21 protein-coding genes and 1 pseudogene are annotated in these 25,066 nt (G+C 59.9%); 15 read left to right on the top strand and 7 right to left on the bottom strand.

What is annotated here, in order from left to right; all coding sequences use genetic code 11:
- Positions 1–28: 28 nt before the first annotated feature.
- On the bottom strand, positions 29–394 hold the full coding sequence (locus VVT58_RS20055) for a hypothetical protein (RefSeq protein ID WP_066563889.1): 366 nt from the start codon (positions 392–394) through the stop codon (positions 29–31).
- 116 nt (positions 395–510) lie between these two features.
- Between VVT58_RS20055 and VVT58_RS20050 the strand changes: the two genes are divergently transcribed.
- Positions 511–1,734, top strand: a complete 1,224-nt coding sequence (locus VVT58_RS20050) for a cytochrome P450 (RefSeq protein WP_066562938.1) — start codon at positions 511–513, stop codon at positions 1,732–1,734.
- Positions 1,735–1,837: 103 nt separating this feature from the next.
- On the opposite strand, the gene VVT58_RS20045 is transcribed toward VVT58_RS20050, so the two are convergent.
- Positions 1,838–2,722, bottom strand: coding sequence for a helix-turn-helix domain-containing protein (locus tag VVT58_RS20045; protein ID WP_145907668.1), 885 nt, complete (start codon positions 2,720–2,722; stop codon positions 1,838–1,840).
- Between the two features lie 453 nt (positions 2,723–3,175).
- Between VVT58_RS20045 and VVT58_RS20040 the strand changes: the two genes are divergently transcribed.
- Positions 3,176–5,635 carry a TonB-dependent receptor gene (locus tag VVT58_RS20040; protein WP_176598274.1) on the top strand — a complete coding sequence of 820 codons (2,460 nt, stop codon included), beginning with the start codon at positions 3,176–3,178 and terminating at the stop codon, positions 5,633–5,635.
- 129 nt (positions 5,636–5,764) lie between these two features.
- Positions 5,765–6,607 (top strand): NAD(P)-dependent oxidoreductase, encoded by an 843-nt coding sequence (locus VVT58_RS20035; RefSeq protein WP_066562934.1) that lies wholly within the window; start codon positions 5,765–5,767, stop codon positions 6,605–6,607.
- Between the two features lie 111 nt (positions 6,608–6,718).
- Here the strand turns inward: VVT58_RS20035 and VVT58_RS20030 are convergent, their stop codons facing one another.
- Entirely contained in the window at positions 6,719–7,939 is a 1,221-nt protein-coding gene (locus VVT58_RS20030) for a cytochrome P450 (protein ID WP_066562932.1), read from the bottom strand.
- A gap of 536 nt (positions 7,940–8,475) precedes the next feature.
- On the opposite strand from VVT58_RS20030, the gene VVT58_RS20025 reads away from it, so the two are divergent.
- The 5 genes and pseudogenes from VVT58_RS20025 (at position 8,476) to VVT58_RS20005 (ending at position 13,634) form a co-directional block, all read left to right on the top strand.
- On the top strand, positions 8,476–8,649 hold the full coding sequence (locus tag VVT58_RS20025) for a DUF6771 family protein (protein ID WP_169575794.1): 174 nt from the start codon (positions 8,476–8,478) through the stop codon (positions 8,647–8,649).
- A 1,180-nt stretch (positions 8,650–9,829) separates the two neighbouring features.
- Positions 9,830–10,090: pseudogene (locus VVT58_RS20020) on the top strand (TonB-dependent receptor); the annotation flags it as partial.
- A 368-nt stretch (positions 10,091–10,458) separates the two neighbouring features.
- On the top strand, positions 10,459–11,826 hold the full coding sequence (locus VVT58_RS20015; protein WP_327753995.1) for a TonB-dependent receptor domain-containing protein: 1,368 nt from the start codon (positions 10,459–10,461) through the stop codon (positions 11,824–11,826).
- A 28-nt stretch (positions 11,827–11,854) separates the two neighbouring features.
- The gene (locus VVT58_RS20010) at positions 11,855–12,760 is read left to right on the top strand and encodes an ABC transporter substrate-binding protein (RefSeq protein ID WP_327753994.1); all 906 of its coding nucleotides are present in this window, start codon (positions 11,855–11,857) and stop codon (positions 12,758–12,760) included.
- Positions 12,761–12,842: 82 nt separating this feature from the next.
- Positions 12,843–13,634, top strand: coding sequence for a class II aldolase/adducin family protein (locus tag VVT58_RS20005; protein ID WP_327753993.1), 792 nt, complete (start codon positions 12,843–12,845; stop codon positions 13,632–13,634).
- A gap of 64 nt (positions 13,635–13,698) precedes the next feature.
- Here VVT58_RS20005 and VVT58_RS20000 read toward each other — a convergent pair whose 3' ends face one another.
- The gene (locus VVT58_RS20000) at positions 13,699–14,469 is read right to left on the bottom strand and encodes an IclR family transcriptional regulator C-terminal domain-containing protein (RefSeq protein ID WP_066562272.1); all 771 of its coding nucleotides are present in this window, start codon (positions 14,467–14,469) and stop codon (positions 13,699–13,701) included.
- Positions 14,470–14,571: 102 nt separating this feature from the next.
- Between VVT58_RS20000 and VVT58_RS19995 the strand changes: the two genes are divergently transcribed.
- From VVT58_RS19995 to pcaF, 3 genes are read left to right on the top strand one after another with little or no spacing between them, the layout of a single operon-like run.
- Positions 14,572–15,261 (top strand): 3-oxoacid CoA-transferase subunit A, encoded by a 690-nt coding sequence (locus tag VVT58_RS19995; protein WP_327753992.1) that lies wholly within the window; start codon positions 14,572–14,574, stop codon positions 15,259–15,261.
- Between the two features lie 16 nt (positions 15,262–15,277).
- Positions 15,278–15,919, top strand: coding sequence for a 3-oxoacid CoA-transferase subunit B (locus tag VVT58_RS19990; RefSeq protein WP_327753991.1), 642 nt, complete (start codon positions 15,278–15,280; stop codon positions 15,917–15,919).
- 12 nt (positions 15,920–15,931) lie between these two features.
- Positions 15,932–17,140: a 3-oxoadipyl-CoA thiolase gene (gene pcaF, locus VVT58_RS19985; protein WP_327753990.1), complete on the top strand. Its 1,209-nt coding sequence runs from the start codon at positions 15,932–15,934 to the stop codon at positions 17,138–17,140.
- A gap of 428 nt (positions 17,141–17,568) precedes the next feature.
- Here the strand turns inward: pcaF and VVT58_RS19980 are convergent, their stop codons facing one another.
- From VVT58_RS19980 to VVT58_RS19970, 3 genes are all read right to left on the bottom strand, one after another.
- Positions 17,569–18,309: an MFS transporter gene (locus tag VVT58_RS19980; RefSeq protein ID WP_327753989.1), complete on the bottom strand. Its 741-nt coding sequence runs from the start codon at positions 18,307–18,309 to the stop codon at positions 17,569–17,571.
- 296 nt (positions 18,310–18,605) lie between these two features.
- Entirely contained in the window at positions 18,606–18,920 is a 315-nt protein-coding gene (locus VVT58_RS19975) for a type II toxin-antitoxin system RelE/ParE family toxin (protein ID WP_327753988.1), read from the bottom strand.
- 5 nt (positions 18,921–18,925) lie between these two features.
- Positions 18,926–19,183 (bottom strand): addiction module antitoxin, encoded by a 258-nt coding sequence (locus VVT58_RS19970; protein WP_327753986.1) that lies wholly within the window; start codon positions 19,181–19,183, stop codon positions 18,926–18,928.
- A gap of 421 nt (positions 19,184–19,604) precedes the next feature.
- Between VVT58_RS19970 and VVT58_RS19965 the strand changes: the two genes are divergently transcribed.
- The 4 genes from VVT58_RS19965 to VVT58_RS19950 all read left to right on the top strand — a co-directional run bounded on the left by VVT58_RS19965 (position 19,605) and on the right by VVT58_RS19950 (position 25,061).
- Positions 19,605–20,228 carry a hypothetical protein gene (locus tag VVT58_RS19965; RefSeq protein ID WP_327753985.1) on the top strand — a complete coding sequence of 208 codons (624 nt, stop codon included), beginning with the start codon at positions 19,605–19,607 and terminating at the stop codon, positions 20,226–20,228.
- A gap of 96 nt (positions 20,229–20,324) precedes the next feature.
- Positions 20,325–22,160 carry a RiPP maturation radical SAM C-methyltransferase gene (locus VVT58_RS19960; RefSeq protein WP_327753984.1) on the top strand — a complete coding sequence of 612 codons (1,836 nt, stop codon included), beginning with the start codon at positions 20,325–20,327 and terminating at the stop codon, positions 22,158–22,160.
- Positions 22,157–23,653, top strand: coding sequence for a radical SAM/SPASM domain-containing protein (locus tag VVT58_RS19955; RefSeq protein WP_327753983.1), 1,497 nt, complete (start codon positions 22,157–22,159; stop codon positions 23,651–23,653). The genes VVT58_RS19960 and VVT58_RS19955 overlap by 4 nt, the downstream gene beginning before the upstream one ends.
- A complete protein-coding gene (locus VVT58_RS19950) occupies positions 23,640–25,061 on the top strand; it encodes a YcaO-like family protein (protein WP_327753982.1) in 1,422 nt (473 codons plus the stop codon). The genes VVT58_RS19955 and VVT58_RS19950 overlap by 14 nt, the downstream gene beginning before the upstream one ends.
- The last annotated feature ends 5 nt before the right edge of the window (positions 25,062–25,066 follow it).

Genomic DNA, 25,066 nt, shown 5'->3' with positions numbered 1-25,066 from the left:
CAACGCCTGCACTTCGGTTCTCAGGGGGTTAATGAGCGGTCCGATGAAAATAGCGGATCGTCAGCCGGCCATCGGCGACCTTGTAGGTTTCGAGGCTCGGCAGCGTCACAATGCCATCCTTGGTTTGCAGGCGATTGGCTACATAGGCCGCGCCCTCCGATCCGTTGACAATCACCTCCAGCGGCTCGGTCGTGCATTTTCCGCCATATTCCGCCCACATCTCCGCCATAGCGGTGCTACCGTCGACGGCAGGCGATCCGACATATTCGATCGTAAAGCCTTGGGGGCCCAGCGCCCGGAAAAGCCGGTCGAGTTCGTCACGCTTTCCCTCGTTCCACAGCCGGTAATTGTCGCGGATCGCCTGTTCCAGATCCGGCACTTCTACCTCGCTCATGCGCATCGCCTCCTGTCATTGCGGATCATCCGCATGGCCGCCAGTCTCGATCGGATGACCAGGACCGCACCTGTCTTTGGCAAGGGTGGAAATTATCTCTTTTTGCTTCGGAGAATATGATGACCAAACCTGCGCAACAGCCCCTTCCGGATCATGTGCCACCCGAACTGGCGATGGCGCTGCCGCTCTTTTCCCGGCAGGTGATCTACGACAATCCGCAGGAGGTGCTGATCCCGGCCATGCATGCGGACCTGCCGCCGGTCACCTATGTCACCAACATCTTTCCCGGTGACCAACCCGGCTGGCTGCTCAAAAATGCCGAGGATGTGCAGGCGATGCTGCGCGACGCCGACAATTTCACCAAGAACGGCATGGGCAAATGGGCGCAGAATATCGGCGAGAACTGGCTGGTCATTCCGACCGAAGCCGACCCGCCCATTCACACCGGTTACCGCAAGGCGCTGAACAGTCATTTCGCGCCGCAGAAGATGTTCGCGATGAAGGAACAGGTGCGCGAGCGTGCGCGGACCTTGATCCATGCCTTCAAGGATCGGGGTCAGTGCGATTTCATCGAGGAATTTTCGGAGAAATTCCCTATCTTCATCGTCCTCGATCTGCTTGGGCTACCACAGGAAAGAATGGCGCAATTCCTCAAATGGGAAAAGGAAATGCTCCACTCCAATGACTGGGAAGTCCGCGGCAACGCCGTGCGCTGTGTGAAAGACTATCTGCTGGAGGAGATTGAGGCCCGCCGCCAGCAGCCGCGCGATGACTATATCAGCAAGGTCCTGACCTTTGAGGTGGATGACCGCCTGTGGAATGATGACGAGGTTCTGGGGCACTGTTTCAACCTGTATATCGGTGGACTGGACACGGTTACGTCGCTGCTCGGCAATATCTTCAACTATCTGGCGTCTCACCCGGATAAGCAGAACGAACTGCGCGCTGATCCGTCGCTGATCGTCCTCGCGGTCGAAGAATTCCTCCGCGCCTTCGCGCCGGTCACGGCCTTCCGCATCGCGACGAAGGTCATCGAAATTCAGGGGCAGAAGATTATGCCTGGGGATTATGTGGCCTTCAGCTCACCCGTGGTTGGTCGCGATCCGGCCTTCTACGATGATCCTCAGGCCATTCGCTTCGACCGTAAGGCGCCGCATATGTCGCTGGGCAGCGGTATTCACAAATGTCTGGGGATGCATCTCGCGCGGCTGGAACTGCAAATCGCGGTCGAGGAATTCGTCACGACTTTGCCGGAATTTCGGATCAAGGACGGCTTCAAAGTGCCGTATTTCGTGGGCAATATTCTGCATGTGCCGGATCTCCACCTGCAATGGGACTGAATATTCCCATGGCCCGGGACTGTGATCTGTGGGCGCATGAGGTCTGACCGGTCAAATTGGTTCTGGAGCGGTTATCTGATTGCATCGGATAACCGCTCCAGCGTCAACCGCGCAGCATCTCGTGCCGGAAACCCCGGGGGCTGAGGCCGGTCGCCTTGCGGAAGGCGGCACTGAAGGCCGCGACGCTTTGGAAACCGCAATTGCCCGCGACGACCTTGATAAGGGCGCCATCCTGAACCAGTTCTCGCTTGGCCTGCGCAATCCGCGCATCGGCAATGTAACTGCCCAGGGTCTTCCCGACCGTGTTCTTGAAGGTCCGCATCAGATGCCGTGAACTGACGCCGCATTCTTCGGCCAGATCGACGATCGACAATGGCCCCGCCAGTCCCGCCTCGATACGCTCCTGAAGGCGGCGCAGGCGCCAGCCCGCCATTCGTGGATCGGCGGTGTCATCGCATTTGTGAGCGATCTGAAGGTGACGAGACAGGTCGATGACCAGCGACAACGCAATGGTTTCGACCATGATGTCGGGCGCGAAACCGGGATTGCGCACTTCCTGGGCGAGGCGGGCGAGGCCCTGACGGACCCACGGCGCCTTGACGTCGAAACAGGGGGGCAATGACGAAGGCATTACCTCATTCTGAAAGAGCTGATCGGCTGTCAGGCTTTCGAAGGTCAAACAGAATATGCGATATTCGCTGGGTTCGCAGCGCGCTTCAAACTGGCTCCCCTTTGGCAGGTAGGAAACCTCGCCAAAGGGTGGCGCATGGCGCTTGCCGTCGGGCAGCAGACGCGCCCCGCGCGCGCGCGGGCCGAGCGAATAGTCGAGATAGTGACTGTTCGGCTCGAACCTGGCGTCACAGCTGCGTTCCCACGCAAAATGCCGGATATCGGCACGAATGCCGTTCGCGATGATGCTGTTCTCGACATGGAAATAGGAGACGGTGAGCGGCTGGCATGGAAGGATGGTGCCCGTTGACTGCATCATAGGTCGCCCGCCTGCCATTGCTCCTTCCGTCCCTTTCCATTCGCGCCTGTTTGCGCCGCAAAGCAGGATATGACAAAATCGGCAGGTTCGAACGCGGAGCATGCAAAGGCGACTGCACCCGATCCATGTGTGTCGCGCCTGCGTTCAGAGCTTGCCTTCCATGCTGGTCATTGGACCCGGTCATGAGCGGACATTATGGGGCCTTGTCCGCAGCACGTCGACTCGCAATCATATCGCGCAAACCGGACATCCCATCGCGAAACCGTCATTGCGTTCATGGCCGACTGGTCGGAAAATCTCCAAAGCATCGCGAAGAGGACATTAGTTTGATCGCCGGCATGACATGGCGCTCAAGCCGGTTCTCCGCGCCGGTTCCTGATGTTAGCGCTCTGTCGCATGGGCATGAGGTGAAAAAGCATCCTGCCCGAATTCAACGCTCAGGGAGGGGATGAAATGGCTTCAGGTAAATGGTTCCAGACGACCGCATTGGCGAGCTTGTCGGTTTTCGCGGCTAGCGTGCCGGCAATGGCGGCGGACCAGACCGGACCTGTGGGAATCGAGGACATTGTGGTCACCGCCAGGCGGACCGAAGAAAATATCCAGACCACGCCGGTCGCCGTCACCGCACTGTCGACCGAAATGATCAAACAGGCGCAGGTCGGCGATGTGGCGGGCCTGCAGCGCACCGCGCCGAGCCTGTCGATCGCGACCGGCGCCCCGGGCGGTTCGGGCTTCGTCTATATCTCCATCCGCGGCATGCCGGCATTGAATCCGGGCGTCGCCAACGATCCTTCCGTCGCAACCTATGTCGACGGCGTTTATATTCCGCGCCCCTCGCAGGGTTCGGCCGATCTCATCGACCTGCAGCGGGTCGAGGTTCTGCGTGGCCCCCAGGGCACGTTGTTCGGTCGCAACACCACCGGCGGCGCGCTCAACATCGTCACGGCCAATCCTACGGGCGATTTCGGAGGGCAGTTCCGCATTCAGGGCGGCAACTATGATTATCGCAATGTCGACGCGGTTCTCAACGTGCCATTGATGGGCGAGGAGTTGGCGGCGCGCTTCGTCTATGATTTCGTGGATCACGACGGCTATGCCCGGAATTTGACCTCGAACAGCGAACTTAAGGACCGCAACAGCCATTATGCCCGCGCCAAATTACGTTGGGCGCCCGCCGGCAACAACTGGTCCGCCACGCTTAGCGGCGATTATAATATCATCAAGGATCATGGCCAGTTCGTCGGTCTTGCAGCGGTCAATCCGGGCGCGAGCGCGGCGATCAGCGCCATCAACGCCGCAACCCCCCTCGCGCCCTATCTGCACAGCAAAGCCCATTGGTACGATGCCTATGGCATTCCATTCAGCACCAATCCGCCGGTCGGGTCCAATTACGGTTTTCTGACCGCAGGCGGCCGAAACGCCTATAACAGGCTGGAAGCCTATGGCGGCAATCTCACGATCGATGGCGAAATCGGTTCCGTCACCGTGAAATCGATCTCTGCCTATCGTTACAGCAACGCGATCGGCCTGAACGAACTCGATGGCACTCCTGCCCAGATTCTGGCGGCCGAAAGCGCCTACAAGTCCGATCAATATTCGCAGGAACTTCAGTTCTCCGGGGAATTGGGCGACCGCTTCAGCTATATTCTCGGCGGCTATTATTCGACGGAAAGCGGCCGTGAATCGTCCGTATCGCAGACCTTCGGGTCGTTTGCACCCGCAGCCCCCGCACCCAATTTCGGTTTCGGCCTGAATTACGGCACAGTGAAGAATGTCTCGGTCGGCCTGTTCAGCCAGGGCTATTACCGTCTGACCGACAAGATCCGTCTCACCGGCGGCGTCCGCTGGACATGGGATAAGCGGGAGGTTGTTCTGATGAACAGAACGAACCTTGCCGCCAACACCTGCGCGCCCGAACTGGTCTCGAATCCCGACTTCGTTGCGCCTTGCAGCCTGCCACGTTCGGTCAAATATAATTACCCCGCCTGGACGGCGGGTATCGATGTGGAAATCACCGACAGCCTTTTTGCTTATGTGAAGACGAGCGCCGCATCCAAGGCCGGCGGCTTCAATATGCGCAATGGTTCGGCCGCGACACCGCCGTTCAAGCCGGAGAAGGTCAGGGACGTTGAACTCGGCGTCAAGTTCAGCACATTGGATAACCGGTTGCGCATCAATGCCGCCGCTTTCCATTCCTGGCAGTCGGACGTTCAGCGCAATGCTTCCGACTGCATCACCCCACCGGGCGCGCTTGCCTGTGCAACCACGCAATTCCTCCGCAACTCGGGCGATGCGCGTGTCTATGGCGGCGAACTTGAAATAAGCGCCGTTCCCTGGGAAGGGATGCTGCTCTCCGGCAATCTCGCCCTGCTCGACGGCAAATATGTCTCCGGCACTTTCGTCGAACAGCAGCAGTTCGTTCCCGTCGCCGGCGCCAACGTGTCGGATTGCGTCGCCGGCACCGCCGCAGGTTCGGTCCGCTGTTCGGTCGATCGCAGCGGCGAGGCTCTGCCGCAAATGCCCAAGAAGCAGTTCGGCATATCGGCCACGCAGAAGGTGCCGACCCCATTTGGCGAACTCTCGATCTACGCAAACTACGCCTATATCGGCAAACAGAATTTCGGTCTGTTCACCGCCGATCCGCGGCGTCCGCAAGCCTATCGTGATGCGGTTGCCATTGCCAACCGGATCAATAGCATTCCGGGATATGGGCTTTTGAGTGGGCGCATCGCCTTGCAGATCGAAGATCCCAATCTTGAGCTGTCGATCTTTGGCCGCAATATTGGCGGAAAGAAATATGTAACCCGTGCCTTCGCCGATCAGTTGCCGACACTGGGCACGGCGATCGATTATATCGGCGATCCCTTTACGTGGGGTATCGGCGCGACCTTTCGTTTCGGACCGAAAAGCTAGTCCCGGAGCGACCGGCTTTGGCGCTTCCGCAATGGTTTGGCATTCATGCAGCCCCCGTTTGGGATTTACGAAGGTCGTTCGGAGTGGTTACCTCATTCGCGAACTTGGAGAAGGCCTGAGGGATATTTCATGACAGATACTATCAGGAAAATTGGTTTCATCGGTCTGGGCAGCATGGGCGGCGATCAGGCGCGGGAACTTGCCAAACTGCCGCTTGACCTTACCGTTTACGACGTGTTTCCCGAGGCACTGGCGAAATTCGAGGGCCGCGCGAAGCTCGCCGCTTCCATGGCGGAGGTCGGCGAGGATGCCGACGCCGTCGGCATCTGCGTGCGGGACGACACGCAGGTACTGGAATGCGTCGATGCACTGCTGCCCGCGATGAAGCGGGGAGCGATCCTGCTCATCCACAGCACGATCAAGCCGAAGACCGCGCAGCATATCGCCGAGCGCGCTGCCCCCCTGGGTATCGACGTCATCGATGCTCCGGTTACGCGCACCGAAATGAGCAAGGACGGTCCCTTCGTCTTCTGCATGACTGGTGGCGAGGAGTCCGTCGCCGCCCGCGTCCAGGTGGTGCTCAACGCCTTTTCGACGAACACGATGCATATCGGTCCGCTCGGATCGGCAATGGCCCTCAAGATCTGCAACAACCTCGTTTCCTGGTGCGGCATCATGTTGGGTATAGAGGTTGCCAATGTGGCGGAGGCGTCGGGCGTGCCGATGGACAAGCTGCTCACCGTGATGAAGCGCAACGGCAATCTCACCCCGCCGATGGCGGGTTTCGTCGACTTCCGCAATAATCCGGGGGATGCAGCCCGGCGTGCCTTCTTCGCCAGCCAAGCCGGCATCGGCGAAAAGGACCTCGCGCTGGCTGAAGAACTGGCGGCGGGCGCCGATGCGGTATCGCCGATCACCAGCCATACCAAGACGCTGCTCAAGAAGACGCTGCTTGCAATCTGCGAGAGCTAGATTTTACCAAAATCGGCCGCGAATTTAGAGAGTTTTCGTTCAATGAATAAAACGCTGCCGGCCATGAAGCCGGCAGCGTTTTATTCATTTTGAATGATCGCTATCTCACTTTCAGTCCCACTGAAGATGAAGCTCGGGGACATGAAGAATGTTTCCGACGAAATAGCCGACCTCGAAGCCGTCCTTGATACGGAATGGTGGGATCGCCTTGAGAAATTCCTCAAGGGCGGTTTGAAGCTCCAGTCGTGCGAGGTGCATGCCCAGGCATTTGTGGATGCCATAGCCCAATGAAATATGCTGACCACGGCGATCGAAGCGGATTTCATTGGGATTGTCGTAGAAGTTTGGATCGCGTCCCGCGACGGGCGTAGAAACCGCCACATAATCGCCCGGCATGATCTTTTGCCCGTGGATTTCCATTTCGCGCGCCGCGATCCGGAAAACGCTGACCGGTGCGAAGGCGCGGAAAAACTCCTCGACGGCGAGCACGATCTTGCCTGGATTTTCACGCAGTTCTTCCTGCCGGTCCGGATAACGGGCAAGAAAGGTGAAGATATTGCCGAGCATCGAGGTAACCGTGTCGAGTCCACCGATAAAAAGGTTGAAACAATGGCCGAAAATTTCGGCATCATTCCATTTCCGGCCGTCTATCTCATAGTCGAAAATGCGACTGATATAATCATCGCGCGGATTAGCGCGCCGGTCGGCGATTTGTTCTTCAAGATAGGCCTTTACCTTACGCACGCCGCTCGCACGGGCTTCCAGCGTTTTGGTGTGCAGAATCTCCTTCTCCCATTGAAGGAACTCCTCCAATCTTTCTTGAGGCAAGCCGAGTAAATCGAGCACGATGTAAATCGGAAATTTTTCGGAAAATTCATGCACGAAATCGCAATGGCCGCGATCCTTGAAGCTGTTGATCAGCGTGATGGCACGCTCGTGCAGATTGTCGCGCATCGCGGCCATGCGTTGGGGCGCGAAATAGGGATTGAGCGCTTCGCGATACTGCCCGTGAGCGGGCGGGTCTGTCTCGGTAGGGATGACCAGCCAGTCTTCGCCAATGGATTGCGCGAACTTGCCCATCCCACGCTTTGTGAAATTCTCTCCATCCCGCAAAATTGTCTGTATGTCCTCCATGCGGGTCAGCAGCCAGCCCCCTTGATGAGCCATAAAGATATTGGTTACCCAAGTAATAGGACCTAAAGTTTCATGTATTTGGGGAATAAGGGTTTCCTGCGGACATTCCGAAATTGTGACACGATCGAATAGTCGAAGGGATATTGCCGCTTCTTCGGCGACATGGGGAGGAATGAGATCATAGTCGCAATTTGACATTGAATTTACCTCTTTGATTATAACTGAATATATATTATTTCATCAGATTATTTTCAATATAGAGCTAACGGTACCATTTTCTCCAATGTCACCTTTGCCTCAGTATCTCTCACGAGACAAAGTGGGCAATGCAAACTGGGAAACGTCGTTGCTGCCTCACGCAGATCATAGATTGTGCCCGATAAGCCGTAAATCGCGACAATATATTTCAGCATGACAGGCTGTCTCGAAAGCGCCAAAAAAGCTGGCTACCGGTTGGAGTGGTCACAGCGTAAAGCTCGTCATGGATGTTATCCTCTGTACGGCGCAGCTTGGCATCGAGCTAACTCTCGCACGGGCCACTGATTCGTTCTTATGGGCTATAATATCTCGACAGACGCGGTCCTTGCGGGCGCGCTGGATAAAATGAGTGGGAGCCTGTGGTCAGCAGCTTTCGGCGATAAGGGCCGAGGCGATCGCAGATTTGCGGATGTCTTTTGGTTTGAATAGTAATGCCTTGTTGCGTCAAGCACGCCATGCGGCCATAGGCGTAGGAAATGGGCGATCAGACACAGGCGATAATATTGCGCGTGGTCGAGCGTGCGCCACAATGGGTGCGCAGCGACCTGCTTTCCAAGGACGTCGGCGTACGCAGTCGAGCAGAAGAAACCTTGGCAGCCATGATTACGGATGCATTGGCGAATGGCACCCCTGAAACGTCTGGGGATTAAGGCGACACGCTATTTCGAAGCCATGAAAGGTGCGAGTAGTGGTCGGTTCCAGGCAATTTCTCTGCTCCGTTATGGCTGCACTGCTCTTATTCCCGTTTCACCCAGTCGCAGCAAGATCGGCGGTGGCTTTGCAGGTCGAATGCGCTCAGCAGCGACGCTTTCTGCTGCGGATCGATGGAGAGCGGGCGATCATTCGTTTAGGCACAATGCCATTGCTATTGAAGCGGAGGGGCTCTTCACTAGGGCAACGATTTGGCAGTGAGGACGCGCTTATGACGGTGGTGGAGATGAGCCATGGCGAGATTTCGTGGTTTGATACATTGTAGCGTGTGGATCGCGGCGAACTGGGGGTCGTGGGACGCCATCTGATCATGCGGGTGCCGGCGAGGCGATCTCTTGAAATCTCCAAACCGGGCGCCGTTGCGATCCAGAGGTTTGCAATCGATCAAAGAAATTGGGAGACGGATTTTGAGTATCGGTGGATATCAAAAATCCATTCGTGAAAAACGTGGAGCGAGAAAATATTGACTTCGGTATCATGTGGCTTCATTAGCTCGTTAAGAGTACAATATAGTTCTTGGATATTTTGTTGGTCTCGACATCTAATGTTATTAACTTATTTTGAATATGCAGCGATGTACGTGCGTTTTTGAATACTGCCTCCGTCTCAAGACGTTTCAGGAAGTCTAATACTGTTGTTTCAGCCACATCGCTGCCCAGTCGCTGGCATACGGTCTCGCCGTCCTGCGATTGTGCGGAAGACTTTGCGTTCCCAGCCAGTAGCGGAAATTCGTCTCTAAGATTTAGTGAATTTCGCGATTTCGGCTGCGGTCTTGCGTTCCACCTATGACTGACCGTTTATCACGAACGAGCGCGACCTCCGCTTGCGCGCGAGGGAAGCCTAAGCTGACCGCCACTCCTAGAAACTTGCGCTCACGCGAAAAACATCATCGGTCGCTTGCTAGGGACCAAAATTACATTAAATCCAAGAATGGCGAAGGCATCGGCTAACCCGCGCAACCTTGAGCGTAGCTTATGGGTGAACCGCCACGAATCAATTGACCAAATTGTCTATTAATATAGTAGATAATTTGTGCTGCGCGGGGCAGCTTTGGCAGGGCAAAGTATGAAATTTTCCGATCAGCTTCTTCTGGCGGGCACCCTATGTGTCTTGTTTCCTATGGTCCTTGAAACCTCCCAAGCCCAGCTACAGCCCACAGACAATGCTCATGCCAGGGGTGAAATCATCGTCACCGCTGAACGCCGGGCGACTGATCTGCAAAAGACAGCTATCGCCATTTCGGCCTTCACGCCCGACTTGCTGGAGCAGCGCAATCTCACCAGCGTGGGCGAAAGCGACCCTATCCAGGAACCGGTGCTGGCCGTCTATGTCGACGATGTCTATGTTCCGCGCCAGATCGGATCGATGAGCGTACTGATCATCAGCCGACCAAGTGCATGAGGCACTTAGCGCTCCATCGGGTTGACGATGTGGCCCGGCCCGGGAAAGTCCAATCGAGATCGCGACGGGCGAGTATCGTTGCGCCAGCTGCGTTTCATTCAAAGCGGTCTAGCTGGTCTGTTGGGCGTAGCCTTCCGAGATTTAGATCTTCGGCATCAAGTCCCCCGGCTTGGAAGTTAGGTCTAAATTCGGGATTCGTCCATCACCTCGACAAGAACGAAAATTTGTTGGTATTGACCCAAAGAACCAAGGGATTTATAGAAGTCGAAGTAGGTTCCATAAGGTTGTTGGTAATCTTGTTGGATCTGCAAATTTTGGAATTTTGCAAATCTTTAATCTTCAACCATGTGCGTCGAAATTTAGTATCCCGGCAATGGACCCACAATGTCGATCTTCACCGGGAAGTCGAAATCGGTCTGGCCAAGCCGCTGCAAATCTCCGTCGGCGGCGAATATCGGCTCGATCGCTTCCGGACCTTCGCGGGCGATCCGCTGGCTTATCAACCGGCGACCTATCGTTTCCAGCCCGGCGACCAGCAATATGACTGGAATGTCGGCGTCACCGCCTCGCCGGTGGTGCAGGGGGCGATCGTGCTGTCGCCCGCTGATGAGGCTGATATCGGCCGCAAAGTCTATGCGGGCTATGTCGACCTTGGCATTTATCCGCTCGACGCCTGGTATATCGGCGCCGCGATCCGCGCCGAACATTATAGCGACGGCTCCGGCAGCCCGGTCGGCCTGAAGCTCAACAGCCGTTATGAGGTTAGCCCCGCCTTCGCCATTCGCGGCACGGTCGGCACCGGCTTCCGCGCGCCGTCGCTGACGCAGATCGGCTATGCCCAGACCGATGGGCGCACCTCTTCCTTCTTCAACGCGGCGACTGGCCAGACGGAATTGCGGCCCACCGTAGCAAAGCTGGTGACGGCGGATTCCACCGTCGGCCAATTGCTCGGCGCCAAGCCGCTGAAGGCGGAAAAGACCTGGAATGCAGGGCTGGGTTTCGTCTTCACGCCCGCGCCGTCCTTGTCGGTGACGCTCGACGGCTATTATATCCGCATCAAGAACCGGATCGAGCGTACCGGCCGCCTGTTCGGCACGGGCATTTCCGCCATCCTTGCCGCCAACGGCCTGTCGGACATTGAGCAGGCGGAATATTTCATCAACGCCGCCGACACCACGACCAAGGGTTTTGATCTGGTCGCCGATTATTCGAAGAGCCTTGGCGATCTGGGCAAGCTGGGCCTGACCTTCGCTTTCAACTATTCGAAGACGAAGGTGACGGATGTCGTCGCCACCCCGTCCCAATTGTTCGGCCCCACCGGCGCTTCGTTGCTGGGCGCGGGATCGGTCTTCTTCGGCGGCGACAAGATCGGTGAACTGGAAGTGCTCCAGCCGCATAGCAAGCTGGTCAGTACGCTCAACTGGAGCAAGGGCATTTTCGGCCTCAGCCTAACCGCCACCCGCTATGGCAAATATACGCAGCGCACGGCGGCGGGCGACGACCGGCATTTCGGCGCGAAGATCATCACCGACGCCAGCATCAGCGCCAAGGTGACGAAGTTCGCCACGCTTTCGGCCGGTGCCACCAACCTGTTCGACGTCCGCCCCGAAACCAACGGGCCGGGCAATCCCCAGACGGGCCAGGGCTATTATGGTCCGTCACCCTTCAATCCGGCGGGAGGCTATTATTATGGACGGATCGCGCTTGCTTTCTGATCGCCGGACTTTCCTTGCTGGAGCCGCTGTGCTTAGCTTGACCGCCTGCGCGGGGCAGGGCGGGCGCACCAAGCTGGTGCTGGGCGATCAGGTCCACCTCCTCCAGTCGAAGGCGGAGGCGGCAGGCGCTTTGAACGGCCTGTCCTATGATGTCGAGTGGGCGAATTTCGTTGGCGCCGCGCCGCTGCTGGAGGCGCTCAACGCGGGAGCTGTGGATACCGCTCCGGCAGGCGACCTGCCGGTAGTGCTGGCGGCCTCGGCAGGCGTGCCGCTGAAGATCATTGCGGGCTCGATTTCGTCGACCAAGGACATCGCCATCATCGTGCCCGGCGACTCTCCGATCCGGTCGGTTGCCGGGCTGGCGGGCAAGCGCGTAATCGTATCGAGCGCGCGGGGCAGCATATCCCATTATCTGCTGCTCGAAGCGCTCAAGGAAGCGAAGCTCGACCGGCGAAAGGTCGATATCGGCTTCATGCTGCCCAATGACGCCGCCGCCGCCTTTGCCGCCGGGCGGATCGAAGCCTGGGCGACCTTCGGCACCTACCAGCTTGCCGCGGAACAACGCGGCGCTCGGGTGCTGCGCGACGGGGAGGGTATCAATAGCGGCCTGACCCTGATCGCCGCCTCCCAGACCGCGCTCGACAACCCGGCGAAGCGCGAAGCCCTGCGCGACGTCCTTGGCCGCCTCCGCAAGGCGAGCCTATGGTCGCGGGCGCATCCCACCGACTATGCCCGCCTTTTCGCGCGGCAGACGAAGGTTGACCCGAAGCTCGCCGCCTTGATCGTAGAGCGGCAGAACCCGTTGCTCATCCCACCCGATGCAGCGGTGGTGAAGCCGCTGCAACGGGTGGTCGACCGCTTCCATGCCGATGGCGAACTGCCCGCCCATATCGATGTCACCTCGATTGTCGATGCGGGCATATTCCCGGCATGAGCAGCGCCAATTCATTCATCAGAGATCCTCATTGGGCGGCGTTCCGCCGCTTCCCTAATATCCCGCGCAAAGGAGCATCGCCATGGCTACAGTCTTGAAGGACGACCGTTTCCGCCAGTCGGGCATCAGCGAAGCGGAATGGAAGGTCCGCGTCGATCTTGCTGCTTTCTATCGCCTTTCCGACCTCTATGGCTGGGACGATTTCATCTACACCCATATCTCCGCCCGCGTGCCGGGACCGGAACATCATTTCCTGATCAATCCCTTCGGCCTGATGTTCGATGAGATCACGGCGTCCAGCCTGGTCAAGGTCGACCTCGACGGCAATGTCATCGGGGAGAGCGATTACGGCATCAACTATGCGGGCTATGTGATCCACAGCGCGATCCACGGCGCACGGGAAGATGCGCATTATATCGCCCATTTCCACAGCGCCGACGGCATGGCGGTGTCGGCCCATGCCGAAGGGCTGCTGCCGCTCAACCAGCGCGCGCTCGCGCTGATCCCCGGTCTGTCCTATCACGACTATGAGGGCGTCGCGCTGAACCTGGATGAGCGGGAACGGCTGGTCGCTGATCTGGGCAATACCAAGGTCATGCTGCTGCGCAATCACGGCACGCTGGCGCTGGGATCGACGCCGGGCGAGGCGTTCAGCGGCATCTATCATCTGGAGGAAGCCTGCAAGGCGCAGGTCCGCAGCCTCGCTATCGGTCGCGACAAGGTGCTGATCGCCCCGAAAGCCGCTCAGGAGGAAGTCCGCCGCCAGATGAACCGCGAACGCAAGCCCGCCGAGGGTGCCAAGCCGCACTATGACCTCGTCTGGGAAGCGGCGCTTCGAAAGGCGCAGCGCCAATCGCCCGGCTTCGATGCCTGAGGGAAACAAGCGGGCAAAAGGTGTGGCCGCCGCAGAAGGCGGAATGGGGTTTGCGAAGCGTCGTTCACAACCTCAATCGTTCAGCGGTCGCCTGCAATGCCGGGAGAAAGCGCTGCCGCATCTCCTCGACCGAAATGCGCTGCGCTGAAGTGCCGATATTCAGCGCGGCGACCACCTTGCCGCGATCCGTCACCGGCACCGCGATCGAACGAAGACCCATTTCCAGCTCCTCATCGACCAGCGCATAACCTTCCCGACCCACGCTGCGGAACAGGATCAGCAGCCGCGCGCGATCGGTGACGGTGCGCGGTGTCAGCGCCTTGATGTCCGTGCGGGCCAGATAGGCCTCCTGCTCCTCGTCCGACCGGCCGCTCAGCAGCACGCGGCCCATGGAGGTGCAATAAAGCGGCAGGCGGCTGCCTACCCGCAGGCCGACCGACATGATCCGCATCGCTTCGCCGCGCGCCACATAATAAAGCTGATCCTCTTCCATGATGCCGAGCGAGCAGGACTCGCCCAGTTCGTCGCGCAATGCATCCAGCAACGGCTGCGCCCGCGCGGCGAGTGCGTTCAGGGAAAGATAGGGATGGCCCAGCACCAGCGCCTTGCGCCGGACGGCATAGCCATGCTCGTCCTGTCCCACATAGCCGAGCATCGCGAGCGTATAGAGGCAGCGGCGCACCGACGCCCGGCTGAGCTGCGTGCGCCGCGCGACATCGGCGATGGTGACTGGCCGCTGCGCCTCCGCGACGCAGCGCATGACCGCCAGGCCACGGGCCAGCGATGCCATGAATTCCGGGTCTCCGGATCGATCCAGTTCGCCGAATTCGCCCATGGTCCGTCCTCCATATATTGACCGATTATCGGTTATATGGTCGTTTATCGGTTGACGATCTTCCTGTCCAGTCGCACATCCCCGCCATCAGGAGTGAGGATCATGATCGACAAAAGCATCGAGTCGGCACAGGCGGCGGTCGCCGACATTTTCGACGGCGCATCCGTGATGATCGGCGGTTTTGGCACGGCGGGGATGCCCGACCAATTGATCGACGCGCTGATCGCGCGCGGCGTGGGCGATCTGACGATCATCAACAACAATGCGGGCAATGGCGAGCAGGGTGTCGCTGCGCTGATCCGTGAAGGCCGGGTGAGGAAGATCATCTGCTCCTTCCCCCGCCAGTCTGACTCGCACCATTTCGACGCGGCCTATCGCGCAGGCAGGATCGAGCTGGAACTGGTGCCACAGGGCAATCTGGCCGCGCGTATTCAGGCCGCGGGTGCGGGGCTGGGCGCGATCTTCACCCCGACCGGCTACGGCACGCTGCTGGCGGAGGGCAAGGAGACCCGGGAGATCAACGGGGTCAACCATGTGCTGGAATATCCCATCCACGCCGATTTCGCGCTGATCAAGGCGCAGCGGGGCGACCGCTGGGGCAATCTTATCTATCGCAAGACGGCCCGTAATTTCGGCCCGATCATGGCGATGGCCGCCAGAACATCCATCGCGCAGGTCAGCGAGATCGTGCCGCTGGGCGCGCTCGACCCGGAAGTGATCGTGACGCCGGGCATCTTCGTCCAGCGCGTCGTCCAGATCGATTCCGTCACCGTCCATGCCGACGCAGCCTGAACCGGAGAGATATTCCATGAACCGTCTCAATCGTGACCAGATGGCGCAGCGCGTTGCGCGCGACATTCCAGAGGGCGCCTATGTGAACCTTGGCATCGGTCTCCCCACCAAGGTTGCCAATTATCTGCCGCAGGAACGCGAGATATTCCTGCAGAGCGAGAATGGCCTGCTCGGCATGGGGCCGGCACCCGCCGCCGGCGAAGAGGATTGGGAACTGATCAACGCGGGTAAGCAGGCCGTGACCCTGCTGACCGGCGGCGCCTTCTTCCATCATGCCGACAGCTTCGCGATGATGCGCGGCGGCCATATCGACATTTGCGTGCTGGGGGCGTTCCAGGTTTCCGTCAACGGCGACCTTGCCAACTGGCACACCGGAGAGCCGGACGCGATTCCCGCGGTCGGTGGGGCGATGGACCTTGCCATCGGCGCCAAGCAGACCTTCGTCATGATGGAACTGCTGACCAAACAGGGCGAACCCAAGCTGGTCGAACGCTGTACCTACCCCCTCACCGGCCTTGCCTGCGTGTCGCGTGTCTACACCGACCTTGCCGTCTTCGACGTAGGTCCGCAGGGTGCGCGCGCGACCGAACTGGTCGATGGTCTCACCCTTGAAGAGCTGCGCCGTCTCACCGGCCTGTCGCTCGATCTCGCCGCCTGAAAGGATTTTCGGATGACGCAAGCCTTCATCTGCGACGCCGTCCGCACCCCCATCGGCCGCTATGGCGGTGGCCTGGCCAGGATTCGCGCCGATGATCTGGGGGCGATGCCGATGAAGGCGCTGCTGGAGCGCAATCCCGGTCTCGACGCCTCGGCCATCGAGGAAGTCTTCTATGGCTGCGCCAACCAGTCCGGCGAGGATAATCGCAACGTCGCCCGCATGAGCCTGCTGCTGGCAGGCCTGCCTCATACGGTGCCGGGCGTTACGCTCAATCGCCTGTGCGCGTCCGGCCTTGAAGCGGTGGGTGCGGCGGCGCGGGCGATCCGTAGCGACGAAATGGCCCTTGCCGTCGCGGGCGGCGTCGAGAGCATGTCGCGCGCGCCCTTCGTCATGGGCAAGTCGGACAGCGCCTTCGGCCGCGCCCAGAAGCTGGAGGATACGACGATGGGCTGGCGCTTCGTCAACCCGGCGCTCGATGCGCTCTACGGCACGGAGACGATGCCGCGCACGGGCGAGAATGTGGCGCAGGATCATGGCATCAGCCGCGAGGATCAGGACGCCTTCGCCCTGCGCAGCCAGCAACGCGCCGGTGCTGCGCAGGCGAGCGGCTTTCTTGCCGAAGAAATCATGCCGGTTTCCGTGCCGGGCAGGAAAGGCGGCGAGACAATGGAGTTCGCGGTCGACGAGCATCCCCGTGCCGACACCGGCATCGACGCGCTTCAGAAGCTGAAGCCGCTTTTCGGCCCCCATGGCACCGTCACGGCGGGCAATGCATCGGGTATCAACGACGGCGCCGCTGCCATGATCGTGGCAAGCGAAGCTGCGGCCAGAACCCATGGGCTGACGCCCCGCGCCCGCATATTGGGCATGGCGTCGGCCGGCGTGGAGCCGCGGGTCATGGGGATCGGCCCGCTTCCCGCCACGCAGAAGCTGCTGACGCGCCTCCGCCTCGGCATCGGGGATTTCGACGCGATCGAACTCAACGAAGCCTTCGCCAGTCAAAGTCTGGCGGGGATGCGCGGCCTGGGCCTGCCCGACGATGCGCCGCACGTGAACGCCAATGGCGGCGCCATCGCCCTGGGTCATCCGCTCGGCATGTCCGGCGCGCGGCTGGCGATGACGCTGGTCCACCAGTTGGAGAAAACGGGCGGCAGGCGCGGCATCGCGACGCTGTGCATCGGCGTGGGAATGGGTTTGGCGCTGGCGGTCGAGCGGGTCTGATCCGGCCGTTGTTGCGGGATGACCGGCGGCTTCCGAGCGGGATCATCCACGCAGCCCCGGGACAGCGATGATCCACTGTCCCTCGCTACGCAAGCCTGCTTGCGATAGCTTGCGCGGTGCCGCGTCCGGCACCGGGGGCTGCACGGGACTTATGAAGCCAATATGGCCATGAACCGTGCCCACCTTGTCATTGCTATGGGTTGCCCGCTGCCATCGGTGCCCAGATGGCGCATCCCGACGAACTGAAGGCGAGCATCGAGGCGCTTCGCATATTGACATGTTGTTTGGCCCGGAGGATGCGACGATCGACGGCGGCGAGGAAGCGTCCGCACTGGTCTAATGCCCCCTCGCGCAACCGAGGCGGAAAGAGTTTTTGCGCCTTGTGAATAGCTTCGGAACAAATCCGTTGGAAGCCGCTCAGGATGAACTCATGTCATTTGTCGCGTGGCCGTCGCGGCTTGCGCATCCGCGACGATCCAGCGGTTCGCCAACAATGATAGCAGCCCGCACAGCGTCAGGGTGGCGGCCACAATCAGCAGGGAATGTCGCACAGCGGTTATGCCTTCCGCCGGGGTCAGCCAGTCGTTGAGCATCCCGATGATCAGCGGGCCAAAGGACAGGCCGACCACGTAGAGCGCCATGCCCATCATCATGGAAGTCGTGGCCCGTAATCTGACCGGAGCCAGCGTCAGCGATATGGTAAAGAGCGGCGGCATGAAGGTCGTCAGCAGCAACTGGGTCGCCCCAAGGCCGGCGAGCGCGGCGTAGACGTTGTTCGAGAACAAGAAGACAAACAGGAAAGGTACGGCCAGGATCGAGCCAAAGCCGGAGACGCGCATGTACCAGCGCAGATCGCGCGCGCCGAGCACATCGGAAATGCGCCCCGCCATGATATTGCCCAGAAACAGACCTGTTGCCGTAGCTACGCCGATGCGCGGAGCCAGCTCCGCCGCCGTGAGTCCATGCAGGCGGATGAAGAATGCCGGGGACCAGGTCAGGATCGCATAGCCGTTAAAGGAGCCGAACATCGCCATCAGCAGCAGGATACGCATGCTTTTGAGCTTCCAGAGTTCGGCCATCGATCTGAGGAGCGGCCGTTGTCGGCTGGTTGGACGGCGGCGGCGCCACGGGAGGGTTCTTTCACCGTCACGAGAATGAGGAGAGCCCACAGCACGCCCGGAAGGCCACAGATGATGAATACCATGCGCCAACTCAAGAACGAGCTGAGCCAGCCGGCGAGCGCCAGGCCGCCGGCGATGTCAGAGCGTCAGTGCTGGCCGCTCATGTGCGGGTGAAGCTGGCCATCGAGCGGCATGGCGCAGGCCTAAGCGCACCTCGCCAGTCGGGTAAGCCGACCCAAAGGCGACGCTCTAGCGGCGAAATTGCGCTCCTGATCGTGGATCGACGGTTTGGGCTGTGGCTCATCGGATGATCACGGAAAATCCAACCCGAGACGGCGGATGGATCAATTCGGTGCATCCTCCCGGAAACGCTCGATCTGATGCATGCGCTCATGCAAAACGGTTACGATACCGACGGCACCGTCGGACAAGGCACGCCAATAGACATAATGGCGCTCATATCGGCAATAGAAGCCTTCGACGCCGAGTTCCCGAGGGACATCCCGCCACGCAATGCGGCGTGCGGCAATGTCTTCAAAGCGAGCAAAAAGGCCGCGAATATAATGTTCGGCCTGATCCTGTCCCCATCTCTCGCGTGTATAGATGTAGATGTCATCTATCCGGCGGCCGGCGGCATGCTGTACGCGATAATTTCCCATGAGGCTCAGTTGCGAGCATTACGCGCAATGATCGCGTCGGCATCAATCGACACATATTCGCTTTCCGGCACGGCAAAGGCGACGGTCAACTCGGCCTTTAGGAGCGCCAACCGTTCGCTCTCGACCCGTTCCTTGTCACGACGAATCAAATCGCGAACATATTCGCTCACATTTTCATAGGCACCCGCATCTCCGACATTAGCGGATACAAAGTCGCTGAGAGAACCGCTGACGCGCACATTTAAAGTCATGGACTTGGACATAAGGCCACCTTTCTGTCCACAAAATAAGGAATAATGAGGACAAGCGCAAGGGGTAACATGTCGGCAACACAGGGCTGGAGGCCGGGGATGTTGACCCTTATTAGGACTACCCCGGGGACCAGAAAAAGAATGTTGAGCGCCATCAATCTTTCGTCGCCCAAGATGGTAATAATAATTAAAGTTAATATATTAACCAATAATATTTTGCAAAATAAAAAATAATTAATGAAACTTATATTAATATTGATTGAGATCGATATCTACAATAAAAACTAGAGACAGTTAGGGTCGCCAATAAGCAATATTGGATAACGGTATTGTCGAACTTCTGTTTGAGATAGCAGTAAACTATTATCGGAACGCGCTATGCGCTTTTCGAAATAATTTTGCGCGCAGTTCTTATTTGGCGAGGAGAGCCCACATGGCCGAGAAGACTGACAAAAGTTCATCTGGATCCAATGCATCCGTTTTAGAGAGACTGTCTGCGGTCGAAACATCGCTGGCTAGGATAGTGAGCATCTTGGAGGGGCGCGGTGGCATTTCCTCTAGCACAGTGCCCGAACAGAGCGCCAATATTTCGCAGGCCGACTGGGATAGCCTCGGAACGAAACTCGACGAATTCGAGAAAACGCTCGGAGAAAAGGAAAAGGCCGTCCTTTTGATGGTGCTCGGAGCAGCTGCGGCAACTTATGACCGCGCGGGGCTACGAGAATCTCCGGCGCTGGGTGGCGTGAATTCGACGATCAAGATCAGCGGCTCGCTCAGCCAGGTCCGTCTCAGCGATGGTCTCAAGAGCATTGGCAGCTTCACGAATACACAGGTAGGCAGTTTTGGCGGCGGAGCCGGACCAGTATCCGACAGCATCGGAGTGGGTGGAGACTTTACTTGCGTTCACGGTGACTGGAGCAAGGATCTGGGCAAGGGTGCGGCCTTTGATGACGCCATGATCCGGGGACGCTGGAATGCGCTTGGCAGCGTCGCCGACCTCGGCGCCACCGCTAAGGGTGGATTTGGCGTTTCCACTGGCGCTGGCGGATTCGGCTGACGAGTCAAGCCGATGCTTTGCGATCCATCGGTCTCGGCCGGAACGGACGCGGCAGATGAAGGCCGGGGAAGCGGAAAAGCAGCGTCCGCCTTGAATGTGGCGCTCATCAACCTTCCCTGGGCTTCATTTCGTCGTCCGTCGATCCAACTCGGCCTGCTTGGGGCCATTGCGCGTCAGGGCGGGCACCACGTCACGCTCGCGCATCTCAATCTTGAACTTGCGGCGCGACTGGGCAAGCCTCTCTATGATGCGATAGCCGAACACAGGTCGACCTCTCTGGGCGACTGGTTGTTTGCGCGCGCCGCCTTTCCCGACACCGCGCCGGATGGAGCGCCATTTATCGAACGATATCGGAAGATTCTGGGTGATGTTCTGCAACGTGTGGATGGCCCAAGCCTTACCGCGTTACTCGCCTTCCGCGAGGGTGGGGCCGAGCGCTTTTTGCGCGAGCAGATTGCCGCACAGGATTGGCAGGATGTACAGCTTTTCGGACTAACTTCGACGTTCCAGCAGAATACGGCCTGCTTCGCCATGGCCCGGCTGCTAAAGCAGCATTTTCCGCAGGCGACGATCGTGGCCGGCGGCGCCAATTTCGACGGAGAGATGGGGGAGGAATGGGTAAAGGCGGCGCCGCAGATTGATATCATCGTCAGCGGAGAGGGTGATGTCGCCTTCCCCCGTCTGCTGGACGCGATAGGCTGCGCCGAGCCTCTTGATAAAGTTCCCAACCTCATCTTCCTGAAGGATGGACAGCCTCACCGCACGGCACGCCTGCCAGTCCTGCGCGACCTCGATTCGCTGCCTTTGCCCGACTATGACGAATATTTCGAGCGCGCGCATCGGTTGGGTCTGTTGACGTCCGGCGCGCGTCTGGATGTCGACTTGCCGGTCGAAACGTCGCGCGGCTGCTGGTGGGGAGAGCGACGACACTGTACCTTCTGTGGCCTGAACGGGCAGTCGATGGCATTCCGTTCCAAGTCATCCGACCGGGTGCGCGATGAATTCGCGGCCCTTACGCGGCGTTATCGCAGCTACCGACTCTTTGCCGTCGACAATATTGCCGACATGAAGTTTCATAAATCCTTGTTCCCCGATCTCGCAGAGCAGGGAACTTCCTATGACATCTTCTACGAGGTCAAATCAGGCTTGCTGCCGGATCATCTCGAGCGCCTCAAGGCCGCCGGGGTCAGCCGGATCCAACCTGGCATCGAGTCATTGAGCACGCATGTGCTGGGGCTCATGGACAAGGGCGTGCGCGCCATCGCCAACGTCAATCTGCTGCGTTGGAGCGCTATCCTGGGCATGGACGTTTCCTGGAACCTGCTTTGGGGTTTCCCTGGCGAACATGACCAGGATTATCTCGATCAGGCGAAGCTGGCGAGGAATCTCTGGCATCTCCAGCCGCCAATCGGCGTGAGCCGTATCTGGCTCGAGCGATTCAGTCCGCTTTTCCAGAGGCGAGGCGAAGACGTCAGTCCACCGATACCCGAAGCCAGTCTGGCGGGCGTCTATCCCAATGCGGTCGATCTGTCCCGTGCCGCCTATTTCTTCGAATATGATCTGGAGACGGATGTGTCGTCGGAAAGCTACGCCGCGCTTTCGGAGGTTTCTGGCGAATGGAAGGAGCAATGGAGCTCGTCCCGCCTTCCGCGTCTAGACTTTCACTATTCGCCCGGATTCCTTCAGATCGATGATCTGCGCGATCCGAGTAGGGAAGGTGTTTTCACCTATGAGGGGGATGCCGCCGAAATTTATCGCGCAATGACACGCATCCCGCGAACCGTGGAGCAATTGCTTGCCGACAGTAAGGCTCCGTCCGATCGCATGGACATCATTATCGACGAATTTTGCGCGCTGGGCCTGGCGATGCGCGACGGTGAGCAGTTGCTCGCCCTGGCCTTGCCCTATCGCCGCGAGGGAAGACGGGCATGACCGTTCTGCCAATCGGCGAGGAAGCACTGGAAGCCGCCCGCGCGCGATTTGGCGGGCTGGGTCCGGTGGGAGCTGGACTGGCCGAAGCCAGCCGACCGCTCGGCCATCTGCACGACCGGCTGGGCGCGCAACTTGCCATCGACCGGACGCTACTGACTGGTGGCGAAGGCATCGCGACGCTTCGCACGACGCTGCCGGGCAGCGATCCAAGGGTAGTGGAGGCGCTATGGCAGGCCGTTGCCGAAGCCGGTCCGCTGCGCGCGGCTATGCAGGTCGTGATGGATCGCGCGCTCGATCCCCTGGCGGGGCTGGCGACTTATCCCGAGTCCGTCTTGTTCTCGCCGCTGGAACTTGCCGCCCTGGCCGAAATGGAAGCGGAACCGCAGTTCCCCCCGTCACAACTCCGTGGCGCGGTGACGGGGATCGTCAAGGTGACCAGGCACTGCAACCTGCGCTGCACCTATTGCCACGACTGGCGTACCGGCCGCGAAGCAGCCATGCCTTTTGCGGTGTTGGCACGGACGATGCGCTGGCTGACGGCCGACGCTAATGCCCGGCGCATCCATGTGGTGCTGCATGGCGGGGAGCCATCGCTGCTCGGCCCTACCGGCTTGATCAAGCTGCTCGCTCTGCAAGCGCGCTACCGCGGGCCGGGCGTTACCGTGCTGACGCGGATGCAGACCAATGGTCTGCGCCTGAAGCCCGCATTGGTCGATGTGCTGGTCCGATATGGCATTGTAAGCTCGGTCAGCCTCGACGGTCCGCCCGAAGTCCACGACAAGACCCGGCTGACGGTGGGGGGCATGGGGTCGAGTCAGATCGTGCGCGAGGCGATTGCGCGCTTGCGGGCCGCCGGCGTGCTCAATGGCGTGCTGATGGTGGTTTCGCCCGCACTGGTAAAGGCAGGCGCCGTTCGATTGGTCCAATGGCTGCAGAACGAAGGGATCAGTGCGATCGCGCTGCTACCAATGCGGCCTGCGGCAGGTCAGGTGCCCAGCGCCGAAGACACGCTGCCGACCGAAACCTTCTGCCGTTTCCTCCTGGATGTCGAAGTGGCGCGCCGGCGATATTTCTCGACGCTCTCGGTCCGCGAGATCGATGCCGCTCAGGCTGCATTGGCGGGGGATGAAGCGCCCACATGTGAATTGCAGGGCTTTTGCGTGGGGCATTATTTCTCGATCGAGCCGGACGGCTCGATCAGCCATTGCGACAAGTTTCTTGGCGATGCCGACTATCGGTTGGGCACGATATGGGACCGGTTTGAGACTGTCGCGAGAGGCGAGCCCGCACGCCGGTTGATGGCAAAGACCCATGCGGCCAGCCAGGCAAAGCGCGACTGTGCCTGGTGGCAGCATTGCCGCGGCTGGTGCCCCCATGAGGATTATGTGGCGAAGGGTCTCCATGGCGATGGACGCTGCTGCGGCCTTTCGCCGCTGTTCGAGGGGCTGGACGCGGTCATGGCCGGAGCGGAGCCGAACCATGTTACTGGCTGACCGATCCCCGATCCCGGCGACCGACAACGCGAGCGGCGACATCCCGTTGCGGCGGCTGACCCAGGGGACCATGCTCTTCGGGCCGTTGCAGGGCGCCGGGCAACCATGCCAGCGGTGCGTCGATGCCCGGCTCGCGAGCCAGGGTCATGCCTGGAGCACCGCTGCGATCGATGCCTGCGCGCCAGCGCTTTTCAGGGAGGCGACCGAGACGCTGCGCGCCGCCGGCACGGCCTGCGGCACGATGCTGTCCCATGGTGACAAGGGCTGGCGGTCGCATCTGCTCCTGCCGGTTCCAGGCTGCATCTGCATGCGTGGTTGGTGGCCGCCTGCCGGACTGTCGCTCGACCACGCGGTCGATCCGCTGGTGGGAATCGTCGGGCGTGTGGAAAGCCAGCCCGAAGAGGGACCGGACGGGGAAGCCTGCATCCTTGCCCTTGCCCATCCCTGCCGGTTGCCGCCGCTCGGCGGGCTTCCCTCTATCATCGACGGAGCAGGCTTCGGCCAGCCCGAACGGGCTCGGCAAGCGGCTATCGGTGAAGTGCTGGAACGCTATTGCGCCAGCTTCATTCCGAGTGACCTCCCGATTTGCGCCGCACGGGATTTGGGGGAAGACCATATCATTCCCAGCTATGTGAGCTTTGCTGGCGAACCCATCGGCGCCGACCAGCGATTACGCTGGGTGAGAGGACGGCGGCTCATCGACGACGCCCTTTGCTGGGTGCAGGCCAGCGCCACCTTCTTTCCTTATCCCTGTCACGATGATGAGCCAGGTCGCAGTTGGGGCGGTTCGGAGGGTTTGGCGGCAGGATCCGACCGGAAGTCCGCGATCGTTCATGCCACGCATGAGGTGCTGGAGCGTGACGCCTTCATCCGCGCATGGCGCTTCGGTGGCGCACGGCGATCGCTGCCGAGTCCGTTCACCGGATCGGCGGCCCTTCGGCTCGTCCAGATCGATAACCGCCATGGCATTCCGGTCGTCAGTGCGTTCCTGGAATCGCCGACTGTTCCGCTATGCACCGCGGGAATTGCCGCTCGCTGGACCGTTCAGGACGCGGCGCGCGTCGCGGCGTTGGAGGCTCTTGGGGCCAGGGCGCTCGATCGGCTGGTCGGTCGATCCAGCTCGGAAAGCGTGGAAGCCCGGCACGGCCATGCATGCGATCCGAACCTGCGTGCCGTGCGCGACCATTGGTGTGCGGGATCCGGCCGATTCCGGGGACCGCCCATCCCTGCCGAATGGGATCAGTTGGTGCTGCGCATCCCCGATGCGGTCGTGGTGGATATCACCACCCCCGATGTCGCCGCTCTTGGGGTTACCGTGGTGCGTGTGATCATCCCGGGTTGCCATGGGTCCGAACCGGTGCGCGGCGTCAGCCGAATTGGCGGCAATCCTGCCCCGACGCCCTTTTAGCAGGA

It is taken from the genome of Sphingobium sp. SJ10-10 (assembly GCF_036038995.2).
In the GTDB taxonomy this organism is placed as follows: Bacteria; Pseudomonadota; Alphaproteobacteria; order Sphingomonadales; family Sphingomonadaceae; genus Sphingobium.
The sequence above is the reverse complement of the archived record's forward strand: the minus strand, read 5'-3'. Positions and strand labels throughout refer to the sequence as shown.

Coding starts and splice junctions, on each gene's coding strand:
- VVT58_RS20055 (WP_066563889.1), bottom strand. CDS start 394: ATGAGCGAGGTAGAAGTGCCGGATCTGGAACAGGCGATCCGCGACAAT.
- VVT58_RS20050 (WP_066562938.1), top strand. CDS start 511: ATGATGACCAAACCTGCGCAACAGCCCCTTCCGGATCATGTGCCACCC.
- VVT58_RS20045 (WP_145907668.1), bottom strand. CDS start 2,722: ATGATGCAGTCAACGGGCACCATCCTTCCATGCCAGCCGCTCACCGTC.
- VVT58_RS20040 (WP_176598274.1), top strand. CDS start 3,176: ATGGCTTCAGGTAAATGGTTCCAGACGACCGCATTGGCGAGCTTGTCG.
- VVT58_RS20035 (WP_066562934.1), top strand. CDS start 5,765: ATGACAGATACTATCAGGAAAATTGGTTTCATCGGTCTGGGCAGCATG.
- VVT58_RS20030 (WP_066562932.1), bottom strand. CDS start 7,939: ATGTCAAATTGCGACTATGATCTCATTCCTCCCCATGTCGCCGAAGAA.
- VVT58_RS20025 (WP_169575794.1), top strand. CDS start 8,476: ATGGGCGATCAGACACAGGCGATAATATTGCGCGTGGTCGAGCGTGCG.
- VVT58_RS20005 (WP_327753993.1), top strand. CDS start 12,843: ATGGCTACAGTCTTGAAGGACGACCGTTTCCGCCAGTCGGGCATCAGC.
- VVT58_RS20000 (WP_066562272.1), bottom strand. CDS start 14,469: ATGGGCGAATTCGGCGAACTGGATCGATCCGGAGACCCGGAATTCATG.
- VVT58_RS19995 (WP_327753992.1), top strand. CDS start 14,572: ATGATCGACAAAAGCATCGAGTCGGCACAGGCGGCGGTCGCCGACATT.
- VVT58_RS19990 (WP_327753991.1), top strand. CDS start 15,278: ATGAACCGTCTCAATCGTGACCAGATGGCGCAGCGCGTTGCGCGCGAC.
- pcaF (WP_327753990.1), top strand. CDS start 15,932: ATGACGCAAGCCTTCATCTGCGACGCCGTCCGCACCCCCATCGGCCGC.
- VVT58_RS19975 (WP_327753988.1), bottom strand. CDS start 18,920: ATGGGAAATTATCGCGTACAGCATGCCGCCGGCCGCCGGATAGATGAC.
- VVT58_RS19970 (WP_327753986.1), bottom strand. CDS start 19,183: ATGTCCAAGTCCATGACTTTAAATGTGCGCGTCAGCGGTTCTCTCAGC.
- VVT58_RS19965 (WP_327753985.1), top strand. CDS start 19,605: ATGGCCGAGAAGACTGACAAAAGTTCATCTGGATCCAATGCATCCGTT.
- VVT58_RS19955 (WP_327753983.1), top strand. CDS start 22,157: ATGACCGTTCTGCCAATCGGCGAGGAAGCACTGGAAGCCGCCCGCGCG.
- VVT58_RS19950 (WP_327753982.1), top strand. CDS start 23,640: ATGTTACTGGCTGACCGATCCCCGATCCCGGCGACCGACAACGCGAGC.